This window comes from Geotalea uraniireducens Rf4 (assembly GCF_000016745.1).
GTDB classification, from domain to species: Bacteria; Desulfobacterota; Desulfuromonadia; order Geobacterales; family Geobacteraceae; genus Geotalea; species Geotalea uraniireducens.
On record NC_009483.1, the window covers coordinates 1,260,218 to 1,283,370 of the forward strand.

The window sequence follows — 23,153 nt, forward strand, 5'->3', positions numbered from 1 at the left end:
GTTCTAGCCAAGGTCGCCTCGTGCGGCCTTGGCTGTTCTATTTTAGTTTAAAGGCCGCTTAAGCCAGCTGTCCTGCGCCAAGAGCAAGCAAGAATTCCACAGGGGTAAGGCCTTTAAGGCATTCACCAAAGGAGAAGATATGGCTTATTCAATTGCGAATAACCCACTGTTGCGCAAGAACTTCGCCAAAATCAAGAAGATTATTGAAATTCCAAACCTGATAGACATTCAGAAAAATTCCTATAAAAGATTCCTCCAGCTAGACGTTCCCGCAGAAGCAAGAAAATATTCCGGCCTTGAAGCCGTGTTCAAAAGCGTTTTTCCCATAAAGGATTTTAGCGAAACCGCTTCTCTCGAATATGTTTCGTATTCTCTAGGTATACCCAAATATGACGTTGAAGAATGTCATCAGAGGGGTATGACATTTGCCGCGCCGATGAAGGTTAAGGTTCGGCTTGTCGTCTGGGACGTGAACAAGGAGCCCAGTACCCGCTCCATTCGTGACATTAAGGAGCAGGAAGTATATTTTGGCGAAATCCCGCTCATGACTGAGAACGGGACCTTTATCATCAACGGTACTGAACGTGTTATTGTCAGTCAGTTGCATCGTTCACCGGGGGTATTTTACGATCACGATAAAGGTAAAACCCATTCCAGCGGCAAAGTGCTTTACTCCGCCAGAGTAATCCCTTATCGGGGCTCGTGGTTGGATTTTGAATTTGATCATAAAGATATTCTTTATGTGCGTATAGACCGGCGGCGCAAGATGCCCGCGACGGTGTTGCTGAAGGCACTCGGCTATTCAACGGATAAGCTGCTCAACTTTTTCTACAAGAGTGAGGAGATATTCTTCGAAGGCGACAAGTTGATGAAGATCGCCGATCCGGAACTTCTGACAAACCAGAAGGCGGTCGTCGATATTGTCGATCCGAATACTGGCGAGGTTCTCGTCAAGGCCAATAGAAAATTCACCAAGGCAGCTATCAGAAAGATGGCTGAGCATGGTATCAAATATATTCCTATTACCATTGAAGAAGTTCTGGGCAAGGTTGCTTCGCACGATATTGTAGACCCTGCAACCGGCGAGGTGCTTGCCGAATGTAATGAAGAACTCACTCAGGTAAAGATCGATGAAATTAAAGGGCGAGGCATCGCTACCTTTAAGGTGCTTTTTATCGACAATCTGCACGTAACCTCTTCGCTGCGCGATACGATTCTTATTGATAAAATCGGTTCCACAGACGATGCTCTCATAGAAATTTATCGAAGGCTCCGCCCCGGCGATCCGCCTACCCTGAAGAGTGCGCTGGCGTTGTTTGAAAATCTTTTCTTTAATCCCGAGCGATACGACCTGTCAGCAGTCGGCCGGCTCAAACTGAATTACAAGCTTGGTTTGCAGATACCATTGGACTGCATGACCCTTACCAGGGAAGATGTCCTGGAAGTGGTCCGTTATCTGATCGATCTGAAAAACGGCAAGGGAAGCATCGACGACATCGACCATCTCGGCAATCGCCGTGTGCGGGCTGTCGGCGAACTGCTGGAGAACCAGTACCGTATCGGTCTGGTGCGGATGGAGCGGGCTATCAAGGAGAGGATGAGCTTGCAGGAGGTTGAAAACCTCATGCCGCACGATCTTATCAATTCCAAACCCGTCTCTGCGGTGGTGAAAGAGTTCTTCGGTTCTTCACAACTTTCACAGTTTATGGACCAGACTAACCCCCTGTCAGAGGTTACACACAAGCGCCGTCTTTCTGCACTGGGACCTGGCGGCTTGACACGTGAGCGCGCCGGTTTCGAGGTGCGTGACGTTCATCCGACACATTACGGCCGTGTCTGCCCGATTGAAACTCCTGAAGGACCGAATATCGGTTTGATAGCATCTCTTTCCACCTATGCCCGGATTAACGAGCACGGTTTTGTCGAAACGCCATACCGTCTGGTTAAAGAAGGGAAAGTTACCACGGAAGTCCGGTTTTTTTCTGCGCTGGAGGAAGAAGGGCACGCTATCGCCCAGGCCAATGCCGAAGTTGATAGTGATGGACGTTTTGTCGCTGACTACATTTCTGCCCGCAAAAGCGGAGAATTTGTTCTGGTCGGCAGGGATGAACTGGAGTTGATGGACGTTGCACCTATGCAGCTGGTTTCGGTTGCCGCCTCCCTGATCCCGTTTCTGGAAAACGACGACGCAAACCGCGCGCTCATGGGCTCCAACATGCAACGTCAGGCCGTGCCTCTGCTCAGGGCGGATTCGCCGCTGGTCGGCACCGGTATGGAGCGGGTCGTAGCAAGGGATTCCGGTGTGTCCGTAGTTGCCAGGCATAATGGCGTGGTTGAATCGGTAGACGCCTCGCGTATCGTCGTTAAGATCGATGAGGACGAATACGACGAAACTGGTACCGGTGTCGATATTTACAACCTGATCAAGTTTGCCCGTTCCAATCAGAATACCTGCATCAACCAACGACCTGTTGTTAAGATTGGCGACCATGTCAAGCGCAGCGACGTAATAGCTGATGGTCCTTCCACAGATATGGGCGAGCTGGCACTTGGTCAGAATGTGCTCGTTGCCTTCATGCCTTGGGGGGGCTACAACTTCGAGGACTCCATTCTTATCTCCGAAAGGCTGGTTAAGGATGACCGTTACACCTCCATTCATATAGAAGAGTTTGAATGTGTGGCACGCGATACCAAGCTGGGAAAAGAAGAAATAACGGCCGATATCCCCAACCTGGGTGAAGAAACCCTGAAGGACTTGGACGAATCAGGCATCATCCGTATCGGTGCCGAAGTAAGGCCAGGTGATATTCTGATTGGAAAGATCACCCCGAAAGGAGAAACCCAACTTTCTCCTGAGGAAAAACTGTTGCGTGCCATCTTTGGCGAAAAAGCTGGTGATGTACGTGATACGTCCCTGCGGGTACCGCCCGGTGTTGAGGGGACGGTGATCGGCGCCAAGATATTCTCGCGCAAAGGTGCGGATAAGGATGCCCGTACCGAGCTTATTGAGAAGGCTGAGGAACAGAAGCTGCGCAAGGATGAGCAGGACGAGATTCGCATTATCCGTGAATCTGCCGTCGGCAAACTGAAAAAACTGCTCGTGGGTAAAACTGCGGCAGTTAAGTTCGAAGGTAAAGACGGCAAGGTCCTTATCGTCAAAGGGAAGGCAATCACCGAAGAGGCATTGCTTTCGGTCCCCGTTGACCGTTGGGACGAAATTTCCATTGCCGACGATGATACCGTAGATGAGAAGGTAGCGCAAATACTGGGAACCCTGAACCAGCAGATCGACATAATTAAATATGTTTTTGACGATAAGATTCAGAAGTTAAAGCGTGGCGACGATCTTCCTCCTGGTGTCATCAAGATGGTGAAGGTTTATATCGCCATCAAACGCAAATTACAGGTTGGTGATAAGATGGCCGGCCGACACGGGAACAAGGGGGTTGTCTCCCGCATCCTGCCGGAAGAGGACATGCCTTACCTGGAAGACGGCAGGCCGGTGGAGATAGTATTGAACCCACTTGGTGTTCCTTCCCGTATGAACGTTGGTCAGATCCTCGAGACGCATCTAGGTTGGGCGGCCAAGGGGATCGGCTGGCAGATAGAGGACATGCTGGAGAAGAACTCTCCACAGAACCAGATAAAGACCTATCTAAAAGAGGTGTATGGCAACAAGGAAATGAACAAGTTCCTTGATTCCCTCGAAGAAGAAGAATTGAACAACGTCGCCAAACGCCTTAAGCGTGGTGTCCCTATGGCGTCACCTGTTTTTGAAGGGGCATCTGAACAAGGCATTCAGGAGATGCTCGGCAAGGCCGGCTTTGAGTATACCGGTCAGGTCACTCTTTATGACGGCAAGTCCGGTGTAGCGTTCAAACACAAGGTTACAGTCGGCATTATGTATGTGTTGAAACTGCATCACCTGGTTGATGATAAAATCCATGCCCGTTCTATCGGGCCTTACAGCCTGGTTACCCAACAGCCGCTGGGTGGCAAGGCGCAGTTCGGTGGTCAGCGTTTAGGTGAGATGGAGGTCTGGGCCATGGAAGCTTATGGCGCGGCTTATGCCCTCCAGGAGTTCCTCACCGTTAAGTCCGATGACGTGGCGGGCCGCACCAGGATGTACGAGGCCATTGTGAAAGGAAAACACACCCTTGAGCCTGGTCTCCCCGAATCGTTCAACGTACTGATTAAGGAGCTGCAGTCCCTGGGGCTGGATGTAGAACTTTTGGAAAACGAGGAAGAGTAATCTGGGCTGCGCTGCAGTAGTTTAAACACACTGCAGCGTCCCATACTCATAAACACTATCTGTTTTTATAACTCCTAAAAACAAGGAGGAATATATTTTGGAAGATATCTTTAATTTCTTTGATAAACCGAAGGATCCGTTGCATTTTTCAGCCATAAGAATCTCCGTTTCGTCGCCGGAAAAGATCCGGGAGCGTTCCTTTGGAGAGGTGAAAAAGCCGGAAACTATCAACTATCGGACGTTTAAGCCGGAACGGGATGGACTTTTCTGTGCAAAAATATTCGGTCCGACCAAGGATTACGAGTGCAACTGCGGTAAATACAAGCGGATGAAGCATCGCGGTATCGTCTGCGAAAAGTGCGGTGTGGAAGTCATCCCTTCGAAGGTCCGGCGCGAGAGACTCGGCCATATTGATTTGGCAACGCCTGTGGCCCACATCTGGTTCCTTAAGTCGCTCCCTTCGCGGATCGGGAACCTGATGGACATTACCCTCAAGGATCTTGAAAAGGTTCTTTATTTCGAGGCCTATGTAGTTACTGATCCGAAGAATACCGGCATGCCGTTTGCGCAGGTTTTTTCGGAAGACCAATACCAGAAGGCGCTGGAGGAGTATGGCGGCCAATTCGAAGCCGGAATGGGTGCTGCTGCCATAAGGGAATGCCTCAAGTCCATGGACTTGGATGTCATTGCCGATCAGCTTCGCGTGGAAATGCTCGAGGCTACCAGCGAAGCCAAACGGAAAAAAACCGCCAAGCGCTTAAAAGTGGTTGAGGCGTTCAAGTCTTCCGGCAACAAGCCGGAGTGGATGATTCTGGAGTGCATCCCCGTGCTGCCTCCCGAACTTCGCCCCCTTGTTCCTCTCGATGGCGGCCGCTTTGCAACTTCAGACCTCAATGACCTCTATCGTCGGGTAATCAACCGTAACAATCGCTTGAAACGGCTCATGGAGCTACAGGCACCTGAGGTTATTATCCGCAATGAGAAGCGTATGCTTCAAGAGGCGGTTGACGCCCTCTTTGACAATGGTCGTCGCGGCCGTGCCATCGCAGGTCCCAACAAACGTCCGCTCAAGTCTCTTTCGGATATGCTCAAGGGGAAATCCGGCCGCTTCCGTCAGAACCTTCTTGGTAAACGTGTTGATTACTCCGGTCGTTCGGTTATTGTTGTCGGCCCGGAATTGCGGCTGCACCAGTGCGGTCTGCCGAAAAAGATGGCGCTTGAGCTCTTCAAGCCGTTCATTTACAACAAGCTCGAGGAAAAAGGCTATGTAACCACCATCAAGAGCGCCAAGAAAATGGTGGAAAAGGAACGGCCGGAAGTATGGGACGTCCTTGAAGAGGTGATAAAAGAACATCCGGTCATGTTGAACCGTGCGCCGACCCTTCACCGCCTTGGCATACAGGCCTTTGAACCGGTATTGATCGAAGGTAAGGCGATCCAGTTGCATCCGCTGGTATGTACTGCTTTTAATGCGGACTTTGACGGTGACCAGATGGCTGTGCACCTGCCGCTGTCAGTCGAAAGTCAGGTTGAGACACGCGTTCTCATGATGAGTACCAACAATATCCTCTCACCTGCCCACGGCAAACCGATTATTGTGCCGTCGCAGGATATGGTCCTTGGTATTTATTACATGACCAGGGATAAGTATTTCGCCAAGGGAGACGGGAAGATCTTTGCTTCACAGGAAGAAGTGAGAATTGCCCTCGATGCGGATGAAGTTGATTTGCAAGCTCGCGTCAAGGTTCGCTTGAAGAATCTTGTTACGGACGATAAGCCGTTGATCGTGGAGACTACCCCTGGTCGTGTGGTTCTCAGGGAAATATTGCCTGACGCCGTTCCGTTTGCCACCATCAACAAGGTAATGACCAAGAAGGAACTCTCCAACCTTGTAGACGTCTGCTACCGTCTAGCCGGCAACAAGGAGACCGTTATCCTGGCTGACAAACTGAAATCTATCGGCTTCCGTTATTCTACCATTGCCGGTATCTCTATCAGTATCAATGACATGGTCATCCCTGAGGGAAAACCTGCAATCATTGGTCGCGCTTCTGAAGAGGTTAAAGAGATTCAGAATCAGTACACCGAGGGTCTCATAACCGACGGCGAACGCTATAACAAGGTTATCGATATCTGGGCAAAATCAACGGAAGAAATTGCCAAAGAGATGCTCGACAACCTTTCGCGAGACATCGTTGTTGCTCCTGACGGTAAAGAAGTCAAGGTTCCTTCATTCAACGCCATTCATATGATGGCAGACTCGGGTTCCAGGGGTTCTGCACAGCAGATTCGCCAGTTGGCCGGGATGAGGGGGCTCATGGCCAAGCCTTCCGGCGAGATCATTGAAACCCCGATTACCGCCAACTTCCGTGAGGGGTTGACAGTGCTTCAGTACTTCATTTCAACTCACGGTGCCCGCAAGGGTCTCGCCGATACCGCACTTAAGACGGCCAACTCCGGTTATCTGACCAGAAGGCTGGTTGACGTTGCTCAGGACGCAATTATTACTGAGACTGACTGTGGTACCCTTGACGGCTTGACGGTTTCCTCATTGACAGAAGGTGGTGAAGTTATCGAGCATATTGGCGATAGGATTCTCGGTCGTGTTGCGTTGGATGACATCCTCGATCCTGTTACCGGAGATGTTCTTGTGCCGGCAAATGAAGAGATCGATGAAACGCTGGTACAAAAAATTGAATCAGCCGGCTTGGAAAAAGTCAAAATCCGTTCCGTGCTCACCTGCCAAAGCAGGCGGGGGATCTGCGCCAAGTGCTACGGGCGTGACCTTGCACGGGGGCACCTGGTCAATATGGGCGAGGCGGTTGGCGTTATTGCAGCCCAATCCATCGGCGAACCTGGTACCCAGTTGACTATGCGGACCTTCCACATAGGTGGTACTGCATCGAGACGTGCTGAACAGACCTCTTTGGAAGCGCGTAACGAAGGCTCTATCAAGTTTATAAATATTAATTATGTTACAAATTCCGAGGGTCATCACATCGTTATGAACCGTAACGGTGAACTTGCCATCATAGATGAAACCGGCCGCGAGCGGGAAAAGTACGCCATCGTCTACGGGGCCAAAATCAAGGTTAGTCCAACTAAGTTAATTAAGCAGGGTGAAGCCTTGGCTGAGTGGGACCCTTACACCATGCCGATCCTGACCGAGATCGCCGGTAAGGTGAAGTTCGGGGACATCCTCGAAGGTGTCACCATGGAGGAACAGGTAGACGAAGTAACCGGCCTTTCGCGTAAGGTTGTTGTTGAGTCGCGCGATGCCGATAAACGGCCGCGCATTACCATCAAGGATGAAACCGGGAAGACCGCAAAAATCCATGAAGGTACAATGGGGCGCTACTATCTTCCCGTTGGTGCAAACATTACGGTGCAGGAAGATTCGATCGTCAATGCAGGTGACGTAATTGCCAAGATCCCTCGCGAGACTACCAAGACAAAGGATATCACGGGTGGTCTGCCCAGGGTTGCGGAACTCTTCGAAGCAAGAAAGCCGAAGGATTTTGCGGTTATATCTGAAATCGACGGGGTTGTTACGTTTGGTAAGGACGCTAAAGGCAAGCGCAAGGTCATTGTAACCCCGGATATGGGCGAACCCAAGGAATACCTGATCCCCAAAGGCAAGCACATAAGTGTCCACGAAGGGGATCATGTGCGGGCCGGTGAGGCCCTCATGGACGGATCTTCAAATCCGCATGATATCCTGAGGGTCCTCGGTCAGAAGGAATTGGCCAAATACCTTGTGGATGAAGTTCAAGAGGTCTATCGGCTCCAGGGGGTCAAGATCAATGATAAGCATATTGAGACCATTGTCAGGCAGATGTTGAGACGTGTACGGATTAAGGAGGTCGGCGATACGACGTTGCTGATCGATGACCAACTGGAACGCTATATCTTTGAAGACGAGAATGAAAGGGTACTCGATAAAGGCGGTAGACCAGCCATTGCTGAGCCTCTTCTCCTTGGCATAACAAAGGCATCGCTTTCGACGGAGTCATTTATTTCGGCAGCATCCTTCCAGGAGACAACAAAGGTCTTGACACAGGCTTCAATAGAAGGTAAAGTTGACAGTCTTCGCGGTCTCAAGGAGAACGTGATCATGGGGCGGCTCATTCCTGCCGGGACTGGCTTGGCGCGTTATCGTAATCTCAAGCTTGTTGTAGAGGATTCCGGTGGTGTGTCGCCGCAGCCGGTTGAGGAAGTTTCGGCTGGTTAGGGTGCGAATTAAAGTTAGGCTTTTTTTGAATAATAATCAAAAAAAACTTGACAAGCAGAGGTTAAGTTGATATTTTCATCGCTTCCGCAGGGGGACCCCTGTGCATGAAGTTTGTACGAGAGGTAGTGTATGCCAACCATTAATCAGTTGATCCGTATCGGCAGGGAGAGTAAGAAGGATAAGTCCACTGCCCCTGCTTTGAAGTGTTGCCCGCAAAAAAGAGGTGTGTGTACGAGGGTGTACACGACGACACCGAAAAAGCCGAACTCTGCGCTCCGTAAAGTCGCCAGGGTCCGCCTTACGAATGGCGTCGAGGTGACATCGTATATTCCCGGTGTTGGACATAATCTCCAGGAGCACTCAGTCGTTCTGATTAGGGGCGGAAGGGTTAAGGACTTGCCGGGTGTCAGGTATCATATTGTGCGTGGAACACTTGACTCGGTTGGGGTGAAGGATCGTAAGAAGAGCCGTTCCAAGTATGGTGCGAAAAGACCCAAGTAAACGTTTAACGTGAGAGGTTGATATGCCTAGAAGAAGAGAAGTAGCTAAAAGAGTTATATTGCCTGATCCGAAGTATGGAGACCGGGTTGTTGCGAAGCTGGTTAATATAATTATGCTCGATGGCAAGAAAAGTACTGCTGAAAAAGCTCTGTACGGTGCTCTGGAGTTGGCTAGTGAGAAGGTGAATGAGGATCCTGTAAAGATCCTGAAAAAGAGCCTGGATAATATCAAGCCTATGCTTGAGGTTAAATCCAGGAGGGTTGGTGGCTCTACTTATCAGGTTCCCGTTGAGGTGAGAGCGGAGCGTCGGGTTTCTTTGGCGATGCGCTGGCTTGTGAAGTATGCAAATGACCGCTCAGAGAAGACTGTGACTGATAAGCTGGCGGGTGAGATTCTGGATGCGTATAATAATCGCGGGGCGGCGGTCAAGAAGCGTGAAGATACTCACAAGATGGCCGAGGCCAACAGGGCTTTTGCTCACTACCGTTGGTAGTTTTATATAGATTGGTTTTTTGGGGGTTTTGAGTGGCACGTTTAGTATCGTTGGCAAAAACACGTAACATTGGGATAATGGCGCACATCGATGCGGGTAAGACGACTACAACAGAGCGTATACTTTACTATACCGGTGTTTCTCATAAAATTGGCGAGGTTCATGATGGGGCTGCCACCATGGACTGGATGGAGCAGGAGCAGGAGCGTGGTATTACTATCACGTCTGCTGCCACAACTTGTCACTGGCGTGATAATCGGATAAACATCATCGATACTCCGGGCCACGTTGACTTTACCATTGAAGTGGAACGCTCATTGCGCGTACTCGACGGTGCGGTCGCTGTATTCTGTTCCGTTGGTGGAGTTGAGCCGCAGTCTGAAACTGTGTGGCGTCAGGCCGATAAGTATAGCGTGCCGCGTATCGCTTTCATCAATAAAATGGACCGAGTTGGTGCAGATTTTTTCCGTGGCGTATCTATGATAAAGGATCGTCTGAAAGCGAATCCTTTGCCTATTCAGCTTCCAGTCGGCAAAGAGGATACTTTTAAGGGTATTATAGATCTGGTCGAAATGAAGGCGGTTATCTGGGATGAAGAGTCACTTGGCGCGACATTTCAAGTGACGGAAATTCCAGCTGCAGATCTGGAGTTGGCGCAAGAGTATCGTGAGAAAATGATTGAGGAGCTGTCGAGCCACGATGACGTACTGATGGAGAAGTACATCGGCGGTGAGGAGCTTACTAACGAAGAAATAAAGGCTGCTATACGAAAATCGACTATCTCCATTCAGATATGTCCTGTTATATGTGGTTCTGCTTTTAAAAATAAGGGCGTACAGAATCTTTTGGATGCCGTTATTGACTATATGCCGGCTCCGACTGACATTCCTGCCATTAAGGGTATAGATGCAAATACCGAAGCGGAGATTGAACGTAATGCCTCGGATGATGAGCCATTTTCTGCTCTGGCTTTCAAAATTATGACTGATCCGTTTGTTGGGCAGCTTTGCTTCTTTAGGGTTTATTCCGGTGTGCTTAATTCCGGGTCTTATGTATATAATGCGACCAAGGGTAAAAGAGAGCGTATTGGCCGAATTCTAAAAATGCACGCCAATAAGCGGGAAGAGATAAAAGAAGTATATGCTGGTGATATTGCGGCAGCTGTAGGCTTGAAATATACAACTACTGGTGACACCCTGTGCGAAGAAGAAAAGCCGGTGATACTTGAATCGATCGAGTTTCCTGAGCCGGTCATATCGATTGCCATTGAACCAAAAACAAAGGCTGACCAAGAGAAGCTAGGCTTGAGTTTGCAGAAATTGGCAACGGAAGACCCTTCGTTCCGTGTCAAGACTGATGAGGAGACGGGCCAGACCATCATATCCGGTATGGGTGAGCTTCATCTTGAAATTATTGTCGACCGACTCATGCGTGAGTTCAAGGTCGAGGCTAATGTCGGTAAACCGCAAGTTGCCTACCGTGAGACGATCACGAAGAAAGTCAAGGCTGAAGGCAAATTCGTTCGTCAATCAGGTGGCCGTGGTCAGTATGGTCACGTATGGCTTGAGCTTGAGCCCCAAGAGCCCGGCAAGGGTTATGAGTTTGTCGATGCTATCAAGGGTGGTGTTGTCCCCCGCGAGTATATATCGTCAGTAGACAAGGGAATACAGGAAGCCATGGATACCGGTGTGCTTGCAGGTTTCCCGGTAGTGGATTTCAAGGTTGCACTCGTAGACGGTTCTTATCATGAGGTAGACTCATCAGAGATGGCGTTTAAAATTGCCGGTTCGATGGGTTTTAAAGAAGGTTGTGCCAAAGCAGGACCCGTTCTGCTAGAACCGATAATGGCTGTAGAGGTTGTAGTGCCGGAAGATTATATGGGTGATGTTATCGGTGATTTAAACTCACGTCGTGGTCGTATTATGGGGATGGAATCGCGCGCTGGTGCCCAGGTTGTTAACTCTATGGTGCCACTTGCGCAAATGTTTGGCTATTCAACCGATCTCCGTTCAGCGACTCAAGGTCGTGCAACATATAGCATGACGTTTGATCACTATGAGCAAGTGCCGAAGTCAGTGGCCGAAGAGATAGTTGCAAAGGTAAAGGGCTAAACAATTCCTATATAGGGGGGATTCCTTAAATGGCAAAAGCAAAATTCGAGAGAACAAAACCGCATGTAAACATAGGGACGATCGGTCACGTTGACCACGGCAAGACGACATTGACCGCAGCCATCACCAAAGTGTTGGCCGGAAAAGGTCAGGCCGAATTCAAAGCATTCGATCAGATCGATAATGCACCAGAAGAGCGTGAGCGTGGTATCACCATCGCAACCGCCCATGTGGAATATGAAACCGACAAGCGTCACTACGCCCACGTCGACTGCCCGGGCCATGCCGACTACGTCAAGAACATGATCACCGGCGCAGCCCAGATGGACGGCGCAATCCTGGTTGTGTCCGCAGCCGACGGCCCGATGCCGCAGACCCGTGAGCACATCCTGCTGGCCCGTCAGGTAGGCGTACCATACATCGTCGTATTCCTCAACAAAGCCGACATGGTAGATGATGAAGAACTCCTCGAACTCGTCGAGCTGGAAATCCGTGAACTGCTCTCATCCTACGACTTCCCCGGCGATGACATTCCCATCATCAAAGGCTCCGCCCTCAAGGCCCTCGAAGGAGACACCGGCGAACTGGGCGAGCAGGCAATCATGAAGCTCATGGAAGCCGTCGACAGCTACATCCCCGAGCCGGTACGCGCCATCGACAAGCCGTTTCTCATGCCCGTCGAAGACGTATTCTCCATCTCCGGCCGCGGCACCGTAGCAACCGGCCGTGTCGAGAGAGGAATTGTAAAAGTAGGCGAAGAAGTAGAAATCGTCGGCATGAAGGCAACCGCCAAGACCACCGTAACCGGAGTCGAGATGTTCAGAAAGCTGCTCGACGAAGGCCGTGCAGGCGACAACATCGGCGCCCTGCTGCGCGGCGTCAAGCGAGAAGACATCGAGCGTGGGCAGGTACTTGCAAAGCCGGGCTCCATTACCCCGCACACCAAGTTCAAAGCAGAAGCCTACATCCTGACCAAAGAAGAAGGCGGACGTCACACCCCGTTCTTCAATGGCTACCGCCCGCAGTTCTACTTCCGCACCACCGACGTAACCGGCATCGTAGAACTCGCCGCCGGGACCGAGATGGTAATGCCCGGAGACAATGTAGCCGTAACAGTAAACCTGATCACCCCGATTGCCATGGACGAAGGACTGCGATTCGCCATTCGTGAAGGCGGCCGTACCGTTGGCGCAGGTGTCGTCAGCTCTATTATCGAATAAAGTAAAGATGAGGGTACAATGCCAAGTCAGAAGATAAGAATTCGCTTAAAAGCATACGATCATAAACTGCTCGATCAGTCAGTAGGTGAGATCGTAGACACGGCCAAGAGGACTGGTGCGAGAGTAGCTGGTCCCATACCTCTACCGACCGTAATAAATAAGTATTGTGTTCTGCGTGGACCGCATGTGGACAAGAAGTCGCGTGAACAGTTCGAGATCAGAACCCATAAGAGGCTAATTGATATCCTTGATCCTACCCAGCAGACTGTTGATGCGCTGATGAAGCTTGATCTTTCGGCTGGTGTGGATGTGGAAATTAAGCTTTAATTGAGAATTTAAGGATGGGGATAATCAACCATGAATAAGGGATTGATTGGTAAAAAACTTGGAATGACACAAATCTTTGCTGAAGACGGGCGCCGTATACCGGTGACTGTTGTTGAAGCCGGTCCTTGTGTTGTTATTCAAAAGAAGACCAAAGAAAAAGATGGCTACAGTGCTATCCAGGTGGGTTTTAACTCACAGGAGGCTGCAAAAGCCAACAGTGCAGTGGTTGGTCATTGCAAAACTGCCGGGAGCGGCGTATTTTCTTTCTTACGCGAGCTGCGCGTGGATAATGCAGATCAATACAGTGTTGGTGATGTGCTTAGTGCTGAAATATTTGCACCTGGTGATCTGGTTGACGTAACCGGGACAAGTATTGGTAAAGGTTTTCAGGGTGTAATGAAACGTTGGGGCTTCAAGGGCGGGCGAGCAAGCCATGGTTCTCGCTTTCATCGTGCTCCTGGTTCCATTGGCTGTTCAGCAACACCTTCACGTGTCTTTAAAAACAAGAAGATGCCTGGTCAGCTCGGAAACGAAAAAGTGACTGTGCAGAGACTTAAGATTGTAAGGGTTGATGCAGCTGATAACCTTATTTTGTTGAATGGTGCGATACCTGGATCTACAAATGGTCTGGTTCTTATCAAAGACAGTGTTAAGGCTAAGAAATAATTGCTGTTCTGGAGATAGTTTATGGCAAAGTTAGACGTTTTCGATATTAAAAATAAAAAGGTCGGTGAAATTGAACTTAGCGACTCAGTGTTTAACGATGAGGTTAAAGAGTATCTCATTCATGAGGCGGTAAAGATTCAATTGGCAAATCGTCGTGCTGGCACAGTCGGGGTTAAAAACCGTTCGGCAGTTGCAGGCAGCGGTAAAAAGCCTTTCAAGCAAAAGGGAACCGGTCAAGCTCGTCAGGGTTGCCGTAGAGCACCACAATATCCTGGTGGTGGTGTTGCATTCGGTCCCCAAGCAAAAACATATAATCTTTCTATGAATAAGAAAGCAAGAAGAGCTGCGATGCGTTCTGCATTGTCTTTATTATTTAAAAATAACAAGCTGACTGTGCTCAACAACATAGATCTCGACAATGTTTCGACGAAAAACTTTGTCGGTATTTTAAATGGTTTCACATTGGATAAGACACTTGTTGTTACTGACGTTGAAAATCGTAATCTAGAGCTCTCAGCGCGTAATGTGAAAAATGTTAAAGTATTAAAGTCCGAGGGATTGAATATTTTTGACATTATGAAATATCAAAGTGTCATTTTCACTGAGAATTCAGTGCGCAAAGTTGAAGGAGCGTTACAGTCATGAACATATATAGCGTTATTAAAAAACCTTTGATTACTGAAAAGACCACAATTGAAAAAGACGAAAGAAATATAATTTCGTTTGTTGTAAGCAGTGATGCAAACAAAATTGAAATTAAAGATGCGGTGAAAACACTTTTTAATGTGGACGTTGCATCGGTTAAAACAGTAAATGTTGCCGGCAAGGTTAAGAGAGTCGGTAAGAATATTGGTAAACGATCGAATTGGAAGAAAGCCTACGTCACCCTCAAAGAGGGAAGCAACGTTGATTTCTTTGAAGCATAAACCAATCAGTGGAGTTTAGATAATGGCGATAAAGAGTTATAAACCGACGTCCGCAGGCCGTAGACATCAGACCTGTTCAACATTTGAAGAGATTACTACTGACAAACCCGAAAAATCGCTTCTTGTTAAACTGAAAAAAACCGGTGGCCGAAACAATTTTGGGCGGGTAACCTCCAGGCATATCGGTGGTGGTCATAAACAAAAATACCGTATCATCGACTTCCGACGTGACAAGCGTGATATCCCGGCAAAGGTGAGCTCGGTCGAGTATGACCCATACCGTAGTGCTAGGATTGCGCTGTTGAACTATGCTGACGGTGAAAAACGTTACATTATTGCTCCTCTTGATCTGAAAGTCGGGGATACTGTAATATCCGGACCCAGTGCTGACATTAAGCCGGGTAATGCATTGCCGATCAGATCGATTCCGTTGGGTACAATTATCCACAATATAGAATTGAAGATTGGTAAAGGCGCACAACTGGCGCGCAGTGCGGGGACTTTTGCCCAGCTTATGGCAAAAGAAGATAAGTATGCACAGGTTAAGCTTCCATCAGGTGAAGTGCGGATGGTCCTTTTGGATTGTATTGCAACTGTAGGACAGGTCGGGAATATCGATCACGAGAATGTCTCGATAGGGAAAGCCGGTCGCTCACGCTGGTTAGGTAAGCGGCCAAAGGTCAGAGGTGTTGCGATGAACCCGGTAGACCATCCCCATGGTGGTGGTGAGGGAAGAACATCCGGTGGACGTCATCCTGTTACACCGTGGGGTATTCCGACTAAAGGTTATAAGACCAGAACAAACAAGACATCGACAAGATTCATAGTTAAGCGTCGTACAAAATAATAAATATCTATCTGGATAGAGGAAATTAAGATGGCAAGATCGATAAAAAAAGGACCATTTGTAGACACGCATTTACAAGCAAAAGTCCAGGCAGAAGGTCCTTCATCAAAAAAAGTGATTAAAACCTGGTCAAGACGATCTACAATAACACCTGATTTTATAGGTCTGACCTTTGCTGTTCATAACGGCAGGAAATTTATTCCTGTTTTCGTCACAGAGAACATGGTCGGTCACAAGATGGGAGAATTTGCTCCCACGAGGACTTTTTTCGGCCACGCAGCAGACAAGAAAAGTAAGTTGAAGAAGAAGTAAGTCGTTAAAGGAGCTATGAATGGAATCAAGCGCTAAGTTATCATTCGCCCGTCTGTCCCCTCGCAAAACACGCCTAGTAGTGGATATGGTTAGGGGTAAAGGGATACAGAACGCTCTCAATACATTGCGTTTTTCGCCACAACCATCGGCTAAGCTGGTATCCAAATTGCTGTCATCTGCTGTAGCAAATGCAGAGCAAAAGGGCGTTGCTGACGTTGATCGTCTTTATGTAAAAACTATTTATGTAAACGGTGGTACTGTTTTGAAGCGTTTTGTTCCGCGGGCGATGGGAAGAGCGAGCAAGATTAGAAAACCGACCAGTCACATTTGTGTGGTACTGGCGGAGAAGAAATAAGCTAATAGCTTGGAGGTGAAGTTTTGGGTCAGAAAGTAAATCCAATAGGTTTCAGGCTTGGAGTAATCAAAACCTGGGATTCAAAGTGGTATGCAGAAAAGGATTATGCCAAGCTTCTTCATGAAGATTTGAAGCTCAGATCATTCTTGAAAAAGCGCTTATACCACTCAGGCGTTTCCAAGATAGAGATCGAACGTGCCGCAGGCAAAGCCAAGATCAATATATTCACTGCTCGTCCTGGCCTGATTATTGGCAAGAAGGGGTCTGAGGTCGAAACCCTTAAAAAGGAACTGGCCAAACTCACTGACAAAGAGGTTTACCTTAATATACAGGAAGTTCGGAAGCCTGAACTTGACGCACAACTGGTTGCCGAAAACATCGCTCTGCAGCTTGAAAGGCGTGTGGCTTTTCGTCGGGCAATGAAGAAAAGTGTGACTTCTTCACTGAAATTTGGCGCTAAAGGTATCAGAATTACCTGTTCTGGTCGCCTTGGTGGTGCAGAGATGTCCCGTACAGAATGGTACCGTGAAGGACGTGTTCCACTTCATACCCTGAGAGCTGACATTGATTATGGTTTTGCAGAAGCCAAAACCACATATGGTATCATTGGCGTCAAAGTTCTTCTTTTCAAAGGTGAAGTGCTTTCTGGCAAATAATAGAAACAGGAGTTTTTTGCGATGTTAATGCCAAAAAAAGTTAAGTATAGAAAACAGATGAAGGGTAGAATGAGTGGAACGCCGCAACGTGGTGTATCACTTGCCTTCGGAGAGTTTGGCTTGCAGGCGACTGAGTGTGGCTGGCTTGATTCCAGGCAGATTGAAGCTGCGCGTATAGCTATGAATCGTTACATAAAAAGAGGCGGGAAAATCTGGATCAGAATTTTCCCTGATAAACCTTTAACAGCAAAGCCTGCTGAAACTCGTATGGGTAAAGGTAAAGGTTCGCCTGATTCGTGGGTTTGTGTTATAAAGCCTGGCAGAATCCTTTATGAAATGGAAGGGGTAACCGAGGAAATTGCGCGTGAAGCATTTAGACTCGCGGCTCATAAACTTCCAATTCCCACTAAATTTACTTCAAGGAAGGACGCCCATGAAGGTTAGTGATCTGAAAAATGCTACTGTTGATGAACTACAATCTCGGGAGTCTGAACTGACCAAAGAGTTGTTTAATCTTAAATTTCAGCTTCATACTGGACGATTGGAAAATACTTCTAAGCCGTCTCTTATAAAGAAGGATATTGCTAGGGTTAAAACACTACTCCGCGAAAAAAGGGGTTAGAGAGGGCTATATGAGTGAACGTGGTAATAGAAAAACCCAGGTAGGAGTTGTTGTAAGCGATAAGATGGATAAAACTGTTGTTGTCAAGGTTGATCGTCTTATTAAACATAGTGTCTATAACAAGTATATTAAAAGATCTGCCAAGTACAAGGCACATGATATTGATAATAGTTGTAAGATAGGCGACAGAGTCCTGATCGTAGAAACGCGGCCGATGAGCAAGGACAAGCGCTGGAAAGTCAGACAGATCATTGAGCGTAATGCTTAGGTAGGAGTTACTAATGATACAGATGCAGACGATTTTGGATGTGGCTGATAACTCAGGTGCGAAGAAGCTATTTTGCATAAAGGTTCTTGGTGGTTCTAAAAGAAAATATGCCGGTATAGGTGATATCATAGTAGCCTCGGTTAAAGAAGCGATCCCCAATTCGAAAGTAAAAAAAGGGGACGTGGTAAAGGCTGTAGTTGTAAGAACTGCTAAAGAGATTGGGCGTCCTGACGGGTCATATATTCGTTTTGATGGCAATTCTGGTGTAGTAATCAACAACCAGAAAGAACCTGTCGGTACTCGTATTTTCGGGCCGGTCGCTAGGGAGCTCAGGGCTAAGAAGTTTATGAAAATAATATCCCTGGCCCCTGAAGTACTTTAATTTTATCTTGGAGATAAATGATGCTGGGCAAAAAACTGCACGTAAAAAAGAATGACACAGTTATAGTCATCACTGGCAAAGACAAAGCCAAAACTGGTAAGGTGCTGCAAATCCTTCCGAAAAAGGATGGGGTTTTGGTTGAAGGCATTAATATAGTTAAACGGCATACGAGACCTCGTGGTAGTGAAGCTGGTGCCATCGTGGAAAAGGAAGCTGTGATACACGTCTCGAACGTAATGATTTATTGTAATAAATGCGGTAAGCCCGTACGTACAAGGATAAACACCCTTGAAGATGGGAAAAAGGTCCGTATCTGCGTGAAATGTGGCGAAGCCTTTGATAAATAGTCTGGAGGATTGAATGGCACGGCTAAACGAGCTTTATAATAAAGAAATGGTTCCACAATTGATGAAGGATTTTAATTACAGGAACGTTATGGAAGTTCCTAAATTGGAAAAAATAGTTGTCAATATGGGCCTTGGTGAAGCGATTCAGAACGTCAAAATACTTGACTCCGCAGTAGATGAGATGGCAGTGATAACCGGTCAGAAACCGATTATTACAAAAGCTAAAAAGTCTATTGCCGGCTTTAAATTGCGTCAAGGGATGCCGATTGGTTGTGCCGTGACGCTGCGCAAAGACAAAATGTACGAATTCCTTGATCGTTTAGTGAACGTATCTTTACCTCGAGTTCGCGACTTTAAAGGCATATCTGGTAAAGCATTTGATGGGAACGGAAATTATTCGTTAGGCGTAAAAGAACAATTGATTTTTCCAGAAATTAATTATGACAAGATAGATAAGATTAAAGGTCTCAATATTACTATTGTTACTACAGCTAAAAGTGATGAAGAAGGCAAAGCACTGCTTAAACTTTTTGGCATGCCTTTTAGGAATTAAACCAGTTCGGAGGATCCAGTGGCAAAAACATCGATGATTATAAAAGCGCAAAGAGGGAGTAAATTCAAGGTCCGTGAATATAATCGCTGTCCTTTGTGTGGCCGTCCCAGGGCCTATTACAGGAAGTTCGACATGTGCAGAATTTGCCTGAGAAAGCTTGCCTCTGCTGGTCAGATTCCAGGAGTCATTAAATCAAGCTGGTAGCATTTAAAGTTAAACAAATAGAGGAGTAGATTCAATGTCGATGACTGATCCCATAGCCGATATGCTTACCAGAATCAGAAATGCTGGTATGGCAAAACATCAAAAAGTTGATATCCCGTCATCCAACCTTAAGGTTAGTCTAGCTAATCTTTTGAGGAATGAAGGATTTATCAAGAATTATAAAGTCATAGCAGATAACAAGCAGGGCGTTTTGCGTGTCTATCTCAAGTATATTGATGAAAAGGATCCGGTCATCAACGAGATTAAGCGTATAAGTAAGCCAGGTGGCAGGGTCTATGTGGATAGCGATGGAATCCCAAAGGTTAAAAATGGGCTCGGAGTTGCAGTACTCTCCACATCCAAAGGAATCATCACAGATAAGACCGCTCGCGAATTAGGTGTAGGTGGAGAGCTTCTCTGCACTGTCTGGTAGTTATTCAGGTATTAAGGAGTTTATAGTATGTCTAGAATTGGAAAGCTTCCCATAGAAATTCCCAAGGGAGTAAAAATATCCTACATTGATTCCAACCTGATGGTTGAAGGTCCTAAGGGGTCATTAGGCAGAAGAATAATGTCTGGCGTATCGATTGACCTGACTGATAATACTATCACAGTAAGCCGGGACAATGATGGTATAAAGTCGCGCTCTGCTCATGGGCTTACCAGGACACTGATAAATAACATGGTGACTGGTGTTACCACTGGTTTTGAGACTGCTCTGGAAATTAACGGTGTTGGTTATAGAGCCGAGTTAAAAGGTGATGTGCTTAATTTGAGCCTGGGTTACTCGCATCCGATAAATTTTCAGCTCCCTAAAGGGATTAATGTTGAAGTTGATAAAATGACAAAGCTTTTGGTAAAAGGCATTGATAAAGAGCTTGTCGGTCAAACTGCCGCAAAAATCAGAGCTTTCCGTGGACCTGAACCCTACAAAGGTAAAGGTGTGAAGTATGCTAACGAGACTATTCTTAGAAAAGCCGGTAAAACCGGTAAAAAATAGATATAGCTAAGGAGAAGCACATTGAGTTCTCTAGCCCAGAAAAAAACAGCCCGCCTGAAACGTCAGATAAGGGTAAGAAAAAAAATAAGAGGAACAGCTGAACGTCCCAGGCTTAATGTATTTAAAACTGCTAAGCATATCTATGCTCAGTTAATAGATGATACATGTGGGGCTACTTTGGCAGCTGCTTCTACATTATTGGATGAGGTAAGCACAGGTCTTAGTTATACGGGCAATATTGAAGCTGCTCAGAAGGTTGGTGCAGCAATTGCTCAAAAGGCTTTGGCAAAGGAAATAAATATGGTTGTTTTTGACCGTAATGGTTTCCTCTATCATGGTAGAATTAAAGCGCTAGCAGAAGCGGCACGTGAAAACGGCTTGTCTTTTTAAAGGACATTGTAAGGAGGATTTAATTGCTTAAGATCAATCCCAATGACATTAATCTTACGGACAGGGTAGTTCATATCAGCCGTGTTGCAAAGGTTGTGAAAGGTGGCCGTCGTTTTAGTTTTTCAGCGCTCGTAGTGGTGGGCGATGGAAATGGCTATGTCGGTTATGGCCTCGGCAAGGCTAATGAAGTCCCTGAAGCGATTCGAAAAGGTGTTGAACAGGCGAAGAAGAATCTTATCAAGGTGCCGATTGTTGAAGGGCAAACTATTCCTTTCGAGATCGAAGGACGATTCGGCGCTGGAAAAGTATTGATGATGCCTGCCTCTGCTGGTACTGGTGTGATAGCCGGTGGTGCAGCGAGGGCTGTATTTGAATCGGCTGGTGTTCATAATATACTTGCTAAATGCCTTGGATCCAATAACCCGCATAACGTTGTGAAAGCCGCTTTTGCCGGTCTTATGAGACTAAAGACCCCTGAAGAGCTAAGTGCTAGAAGAGGTCTGGCTGAGTAAAGCCAAAAAACGTTTAAGGAGTAAATAACATGTCCGCAGATGTGAAAGTTACCCTCGTAAGGAGTCATATTGGTAAAGCATCCAGCGTTAAGGCGGTGCTGGTCGGTATGGGGTTGACAAAACGGCAAAAGTCCGTGACCTTGAAAGATACTCCTGAGGTAAGAGGGATGATTAATAAGGTGCGTCATTTGCTAAAAGTAGAAGAGTAATTCTCTGAGGTGTGATAATGGAATTAAACAGTCTAAAGCCAGCAGCAGGTGCTTCAAAAAATAGAAAAAGAATCGGTCGTGGTACAGGTTCTGGGCATGGTAAAACTGCTACTAAAGGTCACAAAGGGCAAAAGGCTCGCAGTGGCGGTAGTATAAAAGCAGGATTTGAAGGTGGTCAGATGCCTATGCATCGCAGGCTTCCTAAGCGTGGTTTTACCCCATTGGCGAAAAAAATATATTCAGTGGTGAATCTGTCTCAACTAGATGTATTTGAAACGGGCAGCTGTGTAGATATTGAAGCGATGCAAAAAAGCGGTCTGGTAAAGAATGTGTGTGATGGTATAAAAATTCTTGCTACTGGTGAGCTTACCAAAGCATTGACAGTGAAAGCCCATAAATTCAGTGCTACTGCACGTAATAAAATCACTTCTGTGGGTGGAACCGTCGAGGAGATCTAATCTTGTTTGATGCTTTCCAGAATATATTTAGAATACCTGAGCTGAAAAAACGAGTATTATTTTCCTTGGCGATGCTTGCCGTATACCGTGTAGGATGTCATATACCAACACCGGGAATTGATAGTCAGGCATTAGCTCACTTTTTTAAACAGGCTCAGGGAACTTTACTCGGTCTGTTTGATATGTTTTCTGGCGGCGCATTAGAAAAGCTGACAGTGTTTGCTCTTGGCATAATGCCATACATATCATCTTCAATTATATTTCAACTGCTAACTGTAGTTGTACCTGCCATTGAAAAGCTGTCAAAAGAGGGTGAAGCAGGAAGAAAGAAGATAATCCAGTATACGCGATATGGAACTATAGTCCTGAGTGTCGTGCAAGGGCTAGGAATCAGTATTGGGCTTGAGAGCATGAGAGGTCCTGCTGGTGAACTGGTTGTGCCGAATCCCGGCTGGGGTTTCAGGGTAATGACTGTCATAACGCTTACTGCAGGAACAGCATTTATTATGTGGCTGGGCGAACAAATGTCTGAAAAAGGCATAGGCAATGGAATTTCGCTGATAATTTTCGCTGGAATAGTTGCACGTATACCTACAGCGATTATGAACAGTGTCCGTTTATTAAAAACTGGTGAACTGCCTCTGTTTGCAATTATATTTGTGCTGACCCTTATGTTTCTTGTGATTGCTGCAGTTGTTTTTGTTGAACGTGGTCAGCGCAGACTTCCGATACATTATGCTAAGCGGGTTGTTGGCCTTAAAACGTATGGGACGCAAACCTCGCATTTGCCTCTAAAAGTTAATATGGCAGGTGTTATTCCGCCAATCTTCGCTTCGTCGATTATTATGTTTCCAGCTACGATAGGCAACTTCATCAACATACCTTGGGTACAGAGTGCTTCTAAGAGCTTGACGCCTGGTAACTGGGCGTATAATATTTTTTATGTTGCATTCATCGTCTTTTTTTGTTATTTCTATACGGCTGTGACTTTTAACCCAGTTGATGTCGCTGAAAATGTGAAAAAACAGGGTGGTTATATTCCTGGTATCCGCCCCGGAAAAGAGACGTCCGAGTTCCTGGATAGGGTCCTTACCAAGCTGACTTTTGCTGGTGCCATTTATATCTCAGTTGTTTGTGTATTGCCTTCGATACTGATAGGTAAATTTAATCTACCTTTTTATTTTGGTGGTACCGCTCTGCTTATTGCGGTTGGCGTTGGTATGGATACAGTTGCCCAGATTGAATCACACCTTATTACTCGTAGTTATGAAGGTTTTATGAAGGGTGTCAGGATAAAGGGTCGGCGTTAGG

At 46.9% G+C, this 23,153-nt stretch carries 28 protein-coding genes; all 28 read left to right on the top strand.

Annotation, left to right across the window (positions count from 1 at the left end):
* Positions 1–139 precede the first annotated feature (139 nt).
* Positions 140–4,252, top strand: a complete 4,113-nt coding sequence (rpoB, locus tag GURA_RS05395; RefSeq protein WP_011937991.1) for a DNA-directed RNA polymerase subunit beta — start codon at positions 140–142, stop codon at positions 4,250–4,252.
* A 97-nt stretch (positions 4,253–4,349) separates the two neighbouring features.
* The gene (gene rpoC / locus GURA_RS05400; protein ID WP_011937992.1) at positions 4,350–8,483 is read left to right on the top strand and encodes a DNA-directed RNA polymerase subunit beta'; all 4,134 of its coding nucleotides are present in this window, start codon (positions 4,350–4,352) and stop codon (positions 8,481–8,483) included.
* A 129-nt stretch (positions 8,484–8,612) separates the two neighbouring features.
* A complete protein-coding gene (rpsL, locus tag GURA_RS05405; protein WP_011937993.1) occupies positions 8,613–8,984 on the top strand; it encodes a 30S ribosomal protein S12 in 372 nt (123 codons plus the stop codon).
* A gap of 22 nt (positions 8,985–9,006) precedes the next feature.
* Complete coding sequence (gene rpsG / locus GURA_RS05410; RefSeq protein ID WP_011937994.1) at positions 9,007–9,477, top strand: 30S ribosomal protein S7; 471 nt, start codon at positions 9,007–9,009, stop codon at positions 9,475–9,477.
* Positions 9,478–9,509: 32 nt separating this feature from the next.
* Entirely contained in the window at positions 9,510–11,588 is a 2,079-nt protein-coding gene (fusA, locus tag GURA_RS05415; RefSeq protein ID WP_011937995.1) for an elongation factor G, read from the top strand.
* A 29-nt stretch (positions 11,589–11,617) separates the two neighbouring features.
* Entirely contained in the window at positions 11,618–12,808 is a 1,191-nt protein-coding gene (tuf, locus tag GURA_RS05420) for an elongation factor Tu (protein WP_011937983.1), read from the top strand.
* An 18-nt stretch (positions 12,809–12,826) separates the two neighbouring features.
* Positions 12,827–13,135, top strand: coding sequence for a 30S ribosomal protein S10 (gene rpsJ / locus GURA_RS05425; protein WP_041245285.1), 309 nt, complete (start codon positions 12,827–12,829; stop codon positions 13,133–13,135).
* Positions 13,136–13,165: 30 nt separating this feature from the next.
* The gene (gene rplC / locus GURA_RS05430; protein WP_011937996.1) at positions 13,166–13,801 is read left to right on the top strand and encodes a 50S ribosomal protein L3; all 636 of its coding nucleotides are present in this window, start codon (positions 13,166–13,168) and stop codon (positions 13,799–13,801) included.
* Positions 13,802–13,822: 21 nt separating this feature from the next.
* A complete protein-coding gene (gene rplD, locus GURA_RS05435; RefSeq protein ID WP_011937997.1) occupies positions 13,823–14,446 on the top strand; it encodes a 50S ribosomal protein L4 in 624 nt (207 codons plus the stop codon).
* Complete coding sequence (locus tag GURA_RS05440; RefSeq protein WP_011937998.1) at positions 14,443–14,727, top strand: 50S ribosomal protein L23; 285 nt, start codon at positions 14,443–14,445, stop codon at positions 14,725–14,727. The genes rplD and GURA_RS05440 overlap by 4 nt, the downstream gene beginning before the upstream one ends.
* A 22-nt stretch (positions 14,728–14,749) precedes the next feature.
* Positions 14,750–15,574: a 50S ribosomal protein L2 gene (gene rplB / locus GURA_RS05445; RefSeq protein WP_011937999.1), complete on the top strand. Its 825-nt coding sequence runs from the start codon at positions 14,750–14,752 to the stop codon at positions 15,572–15,574.
* 30 nt (positions 15,575–15,604) lie between these two features.
* Entirely contained in the window at positions 15,605–15,886 is a 282-nt protein-coding gene (gene rpsS, locus GURA_RS05450) for a 30S ribosomal protein S19 (protein WP_011938000.1), read from the top strand.
* Positions 15,887–15,905: 19 nt separating this feature from the next.
* Positions 15,906–16,241, top strand: a complete 336-nt coding sequence (gene rplV, locus GURA_RS05455) for a 50S ribosomal protein L22 (protein WP_011938001.1) — start codon at positions 15,906–15,908, stop codon at positions 16,239–16,241.
* Positions 16,242–16,264: 23 nt separating this feature from the next.
* On the top strand, positions 16,265–16,897 hold the full coding sequence (rpsC, locus tag GURA_RS05460; protein WP_011938002.1) for a 30S ribosomal protein S3: 633 nt from the start codon (positions 16,265–16,267) through the stop codon (positions 16,895–16,897).
* Between the two features lie 21 nt (positions 16,898–16,918).
* Entirely contained in the window at positions 16,919–17,341 is a 423-nt protein-coding gene (gene rplP, locus GURA_RS05465; RefSeq protein WP_011938003.1) for a 50S ribosomal protein L16, read from the top strand.
* Positions 17,331–17,519, top strand: a complete 189-nt coding sequence (rpmC, locus tag GURA_RS05470) for a 50S ribosomal protein L29 (protein WP_011941202.1) — start codon at positions 17,331–17,333, stop codon at positions 17,517–17,519. The genes rplP and rpmC overlap by 11 nt, the downstream gene beginning before the upstream one ends.
* 10 nt (positions 17,520–17,529) lie before the next feature.
* A complete protein-coding gene (rpsQ, locus tag GURA_RS05475; RefSeq protein ID WP_041245286.1) occupies positions 17,530–17,787 on the top strand; it encodes a 30S ribosomal protein S17 in 258 nt (85 codons plus the stop codon).
* Positions 17,788–17,800: 13 nt separating this feature from the next.
* Positions 17,801–18,169, top strand: coding sequence for a 50S ribosomal protein L14 (gene rplN, locus GURA_RS05480; protein ID WP_011938005.1), 369 nt, complete (start codon positions 17,801–17,803; stop codon positions 18,167–18,169).
* A gap of 20 nt (positions 18,170–18,189) precedes the next feature.
* The gene (gene rplX / locus GURA_RS05485; RefSeq protein WP_041245287.1) at positions 18,190–18,516 is read left to right on the top strand and encodes a 50S ribosomal protein L24; all 327 of its coding nucleotides are present in this window, start codon (positions 18,190–18,192) and stop codon (positions 18,514–18,516) included.
* Between the two features lie 13 nt (positions 18,517–18,529).
* Positions 18,530–19,069: a 50S ribosomal protein L5 gene (rplE, locus tag GURA_RS05490; RefSeq protein WP_011938007.1), complete on the top strand. Its 540-nt coding sequence runs from the start codon at positions 18,530–18,532 to the stop codon at positions 19,067–19,069.
* Between the two features lie 18 nt (positions 19,070–19,087).
* Positions 19,088–19,273: a type Z 30S ribosomal protein S14 gene (locus tag GURA_RS23270; protein ID WP_010943473.1), complete on the top strand. Its 186-nt coding sequence runs from the start codon at positions 19,088–19,090 to the stop codon at positions 19,271–19,273.
* Positions 19,274–19,307: 34 nt separating this feature from the next.
* Complete coding sequence (gene rpsH / locus GURA_RS05495) at positions 19,308–19,706, top strand: 30S ribosomal protein S8 (protein WP_011938008.1); 399 nt, start codon at positions 19,308–19,310, stop codon at positions 19,704–19,706.
* 27 nt (positions 19,707–19,733) lie between these two features.
* Entirely contained in the window at positions 19,734–20,273 is a 540-nt protein-coding gene (gene rplF, locus GURA_RS05500; RefSeq protein ID WP_011938009.1) for a 50S ribosomal protein L6, read from the top strand.
* Between the two features lie 21 nt (positions 20,274–20,294).
* Positions 20,295–20,663: a 50S ribosomal protein L18 gene (rplR, locus tag GURA_RS05505; RefSeq protein ID WP_011938010.1), complete on the top strand. Its 369-nt coding sequence runs from the start codon at positions 20,295–20,297 to the stop codon at positions 20,661–20,663.
* 23 nt (positions 20,664–20,686) lie between these two features.
* On the top strand, positions 20,687–21,175 hold the full coding sequence (gene rpsE / locus GURA_RS05510; protein WP_011938011.1) for a 30S ribosomal protein S5: 489 nt from the start codon (positions 20,687–20,689) through the stop codon (positions 21,173–21,175).
* Between the two features lie 29 nt (positions 21,176–21,204).
* The gene (rpmD, locus tag GURA_RS05515; RefSeq protein WP_011938012.1) at positions 21,205–21,384 is read left to right on the top strand and encodes a 50S ribosomal protein L30; all 180 of its coding nucleotides are present in this window, start codon (positions 21,205–21,207) and stop codon (positions 21,382–21,384) included.
* Positions 21,385–21,401: 17 nt separating this feature from the next.
* Positions 21,402–21,842 (top strand): 50S ribosomal protein L15, encoded by a 441-nt coding sequence (rplO, locus tag GURA_RS05520; RefSeq protein WP_011938013.1) that lies wholly within the window; start codon positions 21,402–21,404, stop codon positions 21,840–21,842.
* A 2-nt stretch (positions 21,843–21,844) separates the two neighbouring features.
* Positions 21,845–23,152 (top strand): preprotein translocase subunit SecY, encoded by a 1,308-nt coding sequence (gene secY / locus GURA_RS05525; RefSeq protein WP_011938014.1) that lies wholly within the window; start codon positions 21,845–21,847, stop codon positions 23,150–23,152.
* Position 23,153 lies beyond the last annotated feature (1 nt).

What these genes read in the sequence shown, in the direction of transcription:
- rpoB (WP_011937991.1), top strand. Translation starts at nt 140, where the DNA reads ATGGCTTATTCAATTGCGAATAACCCACTGTTGCGCAAGAACTTCGCC.
- rpsL (WP_011937993.1), top strand. Translation starts at nt 8,613, where the DNA reads ATGCCAACCATTAATCAGTTGATCCGTATCGGCAGGGAGAGTAAGAAG.
- rpsG (WP_011937994.1), top strand. Translation starts at nt 9,007, where the DNA reads ATGCCTAGAAGAAGAGAAGTAGCTAAAAGAGTTATATTGCCTGATCCG.
- tuf (WP_011937983.1), top strand. Translation starts at nt 11,618, where the DNA reads ATGGCAAAAGCAAAATTCGAGAGAACAAAACCGCATGTAAACATAGGG.
- rpsJ (WP_041245285.1), top strand. Translation starts at nt 12,827, where the DNA reads ATGCCAAGTCAGAAGATAAGAATTCGCTTAAAAGCATACGATCATAAA.
- rplC (WP_011937996.1), top strand. Translation starts at nt 13,166, where the DNA reads ATGAATAAGGGATTGATTGGTAAAAAACTTGGAATGACACAAATCTTT.
- rplD (WP_011937997.1), top strand. Translation starts at nt 13,823, where the DNA reads ATGGCAAAGTTAGACGTTTTCGATATTAAAAATAAAAAGGTCGGTGAA.
- GURA_RS05440 (WP_011937998.1), top strand. Translation starts at nt 14,443, where the DNA reads ATGAACATATATAGCGTTATTAAAAAACCTTTGATTACTGAAAAGACC.
- rplB (WP_011937999.1), top strand. Translation starts at nt 14,750, where the DNA reads ATGGCGATAAAGAGTTATAAACCGACGTCCGCAGGCCGTAGACATCAG.
- rpsS (WP_011938000.1), top strand. Translation starts at nt 15,605, where the DNA reads ATGGCAAGATCGATAAAAAAAGGACCATTTGTAGACACGCATTTACAA.
- rplV (WP_011938001.1), top strand. Translation starts at nt 15,906, where the DNA reads ATGGAATCAAGCGCTAAGTTATCATTCGCCCGTCTGTCCCCTCGCAAA.
- rplP (WP_011938003.1), top strand. Translation starts at nt 16,919, where the DNA reads ATGTTAATGCCAAAAAAAGTTAAGTATAGAAAACAGATGAAGGGTAGA.
- rpmC (WP_011941202.1), top strand. Translation starts at nt 17,331, where the DNA reads ATGAAGGTTAGTGATCTGAAAAATGCTACTGTTGATGAACTACAATCT.
- rpsQ (WP_041245286.1), top strand. Translation starts at nt 17,530, where the DNA reads ATGAGTGAACGTGGTAATAGAAAAACCCAGGTAGGAGTTGTTGTAAGC.
- rplN (WP_011938005.1), top strand. Translation starts at nt 17,801, where the DNA reads ATGATACAGATGCAGACGATTTTGGATGTGGCTGATAACTCAGGTGCG.
- rplX (WP_041245287.1), top strand. Translation starts at nt 18,190, where the DNA reads ATGCTGGGCAAAAAACTGCACGTAAAAAAGAATGACACAGTTATAGTC.
- rplE (WP_011938007.1), top strand. Translation starts at nt 18,530, where the DNA reads ATGGCACGGCTAAACGAGCTTTATAATAAAGAAATGGTTCCACAATTG.
- rpsH (WP_011938008.1), top strand. Translation starts at nt 19,308, where the DNA reads ATGTCGATGACTGATCCCATAGCCGATATGCTTACCAGAATCAGAAAT.
- rplF (WP_011938009.1), top strand. Translation starts at nt 19,734, where the DNA reads ATGTCTAGAATTGGAAAGCTTCCCATAGAAATTCCCAAGGGAGTAAAA.
- rpmD (WP_011938012.1), top strand. Translation starts at nt 21,205, where the DNA reads ATGTCCGCAGATGTGAAAGTTACCCTCGTAAGGAGTCATATTGGTAAA.
- rplO (WP_011938013.1), top strand. Translation starts at nt 21,402, where the DNA reads ATGGAATTAAACAGTCTAAAGCCAGCAGCAGGTGCTTCAAAAAATAGA.